Raw genomic sequence first — 3,502 nt, forward strand, 5'->3', positions numbered from 1 at the left:
CCTTTTTATTTTTCTTGAAGTTTGTCATAATAATATTATTGTCTCAGTTTTCTTACACAAGGAGAGTTGTATTTATGTCGTTTTCATGGAAACGTTTCTTACAAATCGGGAAAATAATCTTCCCATTTGTTGTCTTAACAATTGTTTTCTTTCAAGCTAAAAAAGAATTAGCGGGCATTTCTTTTTTAGAAGCAATTGAAACAATTAAAAACATTCCAACTGGTGGGGTATTTTTAGCGATTACACTCGGTGCATTTGCCGTTTCAACAATGTTCTTTTATGACTTTGTTATGCTTCGTTACTTAAAAGCAGATATACCTGTACAAAAGATTTTCCGTATCTCATGGATTGCAAACACTTTAAATGGATTTATCGGTTTTGGTGGTCTTGTTGGTGCCGGTGTACGTACAATGCTCTATCGTCCACATATAAAAGAGAATGGGAAACTTATTAAAAGTATTGCTTGGATGACAACCGCTTTTATTAACGGATTAGCCATTCTGTCATTCCTCGGCCTTATTGGGATATTAGACACTAGTTTTATTCTGCACGAAAAACCGTGGTTATGGCCTGTTCTTATCTTCTTTGCTCTTTTCGTTCCTATATATATTGGGTTTTCTAAAATTAAAAATAGAAAAACAAAACAGCTAGACGGACAAGAGACTGAAGAAGAAGAGAAAAATCCAACTGTTTTATATTCATTAGTTTCATTAGTCGAGTGGGTATCTGCTGGTATCGTTATGTACGTCATTTTAATATTGTTTGGAATTGATATCGAATTTCAAAAGTTTTTAGGTGTTTATGTAATTGCTGCTTTAGCTGGTGTCGTAAGTCTTGTCCCTGGTGGCCTTGGTTCATTTGATCTTGTTTTCTTAACCGGACTAGGACAATACGGAGTTGATACAGGCGTATTACTACCCGCTATGTTATTATATCGACTTGTCTATTACATCTTACCATTCTGCCTTGGTCTCATTTTTGCAGCATTTGAAATGACAGGAGCGGCCATAAAAAAAATTGAAGATAAACCATTTATTGCACCTGCATTAGAAACAACTGGTGTAATTTGGACTTTACAACGTGATTTTTTAGGGAAATTAGGTTCATGGGCATCCGCCGCTTTAACCGTATTCGCTGGCTTAATGGTTATTCTATCAACAATTTTACCGACTAGTATAAATCGAGCTCACGCCTTACATATTTTAGCTCCAAAGCACCTTATTCAATTTTCTTTTAGCTTATCATTAACATTCGGTATTCTCCTCCTGATTCTTTCGCGAGGCATATATTATGGAACAAAGCGTTCTTACTATATGACGATTGTTTCTTTAATTGGAGCAGCAATTTTTAATACCCTAAAAGGAATTGATATTGAAGAAACCTTTATTTTATTAATCGTACTTGCTGTGTTGTATATGCTTCGTAAAAGATTTGTACGCGAGAAAATGGAAGTCTCTCTTTCTGACATCGTAAAAGTGTTTATCTTCTTATTACTTACGTTATATTTATATAAAAACTTAGGTATTTTATTTGCGGGTGCAAAAGAAGCGTTCCAACCTGATTTTGTCGTTCGAAATATTACACAAGTTAAACGAAGTGCATTAGCAGCAGCCTTTTTCGTTCCTACTTTTTTACTTATCGGTTCACTAATTGCCAATCGTTACCGTAGTCAATTTCCCGGGCAACCAGCAAATGATAAAAGGTTAGAAAACTTCTTAGATGAACATGGTGGGAACGTACTTAGTCATTTAGGTTTTTTAGGAGATAAACAGTTCTTCTTCAGTAGTGACGGAAAAGCACTTCTTCTCTTTTCAATTACTGGAAAACGTCTTGTTGTACTAGGTGATCCAATTGGTGATCCATCCTCCTACCGCACTGTGTTACAAGAATTTTTAGCTGAAGCTGATCGATTTGGGTATATTTGCGTATTCTATCAAATTGAAAGCAAATGGATGAGCTTATACCACGATTTCGGCTACAACTTCTTTAAACTTGGCGAAGAGGCTGTCGTTGATTTAAATACCTTTACAATAACAGGAAAAAAACGTGCTGGTATGCGAGCTACTTTCAACCGTTTTGAACGAGAAGGTTATACATTCTCTATTCATGAGCCACCATTCTCAGACGAATTATACAAGGAATTAAAGAAAGTGTCTGATGCTTGGCTCGGCGGAAAAAAAGAGAAAGGATTTTCACTTGGGTACTTCGATCGTGAGTATATTAGTCGTGCCCCTATCGCTACATTATCTGATGCAGAGGGAAAAATCATTGCATTCACAACCTTTATGCCAGTATATCAAAGTGGCATATTATCTGTTGATTTAATGCGTTATTATCCAGATGCCCCTAGCGGAATTATGGATGCAATTTTTATCCACTTATTCCACTGGGCAAAAGAAAATGAATACCATTCCTTTAATATTGGTATGGCACCACTCTCAAATGTCGGTTTATCAACGCAATCGTTCTGGTCTGAACGAGTTGCTGCTGCAATATTTAATAACGTTCGTTACACATATAGCTTCAGCGGTTTACGACATTTCAAAGAAAAATACAAACCTGCATGGAGTGGAAAATATTTAGCATTTCGAAAGAATCATTCTTTACCAATTACAATGCTCTCTGTAACAAAATTAATAGGAAAACGAAAAAACAGCTAAGTACTTAGCTGTTTTTTCGTTTTTGCACTTGTATACTAAACTCCTTTTCATACTTCTTACCGTTTATATAGAAATTCCCCCATATTTTATATGTTCCTTCTTCTGGAAATGTAATACGATATTGTAATTGTTCATCCGTATCAACAGGAATGGCATATAAAAAATGTTTTCTCGTTTCATCAACGATATATAGAGTGTTGACTTCACCTCTCCCTGAATTTAATTTCAGCTTTTCTCCCTTTTTCGCTTGAAACTGAAATGTTAATGTCGTTGCCTCATTCGGATGTAATGCACCAAATAAAAGAGACACTTGATGCTCTCCTATATTTTTTGTAAGTACAGTATCGACAGGTAGTTTCTTTTTATTCTTGTCCTTGTTTTTCTCCTTTTTTTCTTCACCAAAATCTTTCTTAGAAAATGATTCCACGGACTTGTTTTCATCTTCATACAAAAATATCGTGTACTCTTCACCTTTTGCTACATCTGAAGATAGCTTATACGATCCATTTCCAGCAAATATAGGCTTCGTTTGTTGTATGTTTTTCAAATTCCCATCCACTATCACTGCTCGAATTTGATCGTTCACACCACGAACTTCATTATTCATTTTATTTAGCAATTGAAACGAAATATCGACTTTTTCATTTCCCTTTTTATTCTTCACATCCCATTTCACTTCTTGAACATCTCCGGTCGTTTCTACAGTTTCTTGATATTTTTTTATGTAAAATCCTCCTGCCACAATAAGTACTAGTGCAATAAGCCCAATGACAAGATTTTTCAAAATATCACCTACCATTTTTATTGTCTTTATCCATGCAAAACCTCTTAAATATATATTC

Annotated in this window: 2 protein-coding genes; one reads left to right on the forward strand and one right to left on the reverse strand. The window is 35.1% G+C overall.

Features of this window, described 5'->3' with window-relative positions:
- Nucleotides 1-74 precede the first annotated feature (74 nt).
- Nucleotides 75-2,660 carry a bifunctional lysylphosphatidylglycerol flippase/synthetase MprF gene (gene mprF, locus AB3X48_RS19435; RefSeq protein WP_002202630.1) on the forward strand — a complete coding sequence of 862 codons (2,586 nt, stop codon included), beginning with the start codon at nucleotides 75-77 and terminating at the stop codon, nucleotides 2,658-2,660.
- 4 nt (nucleotides 2,661-2,664) lie between these two features.
- Here mprF and AB3X48_RS19440 read toward each other — a convergent pair whose 3' ends face one another.
- A complete protein-coding gene (locus AB3X48_RS19440; RefSeq protein WP_016104310.1) occupies nucleotides 2,665-3,459 on the reverse strand; it encodes a DUF8832 domain-containing protein in 795 nt (264 codons plus the stop codon).
- Nucleotides 3,460-3,502: the final 43 nt, after the last annotated feature.

It is taken from the genome of Bacillus sp. S4 (assembly GCF_040838205.1).
Classification (GTDB): Bacteria; Bacillota; Bacilli; order Bacillales; family Bacillaceae_G; genus Bacillus_A; species Bacillus_A cereus_U.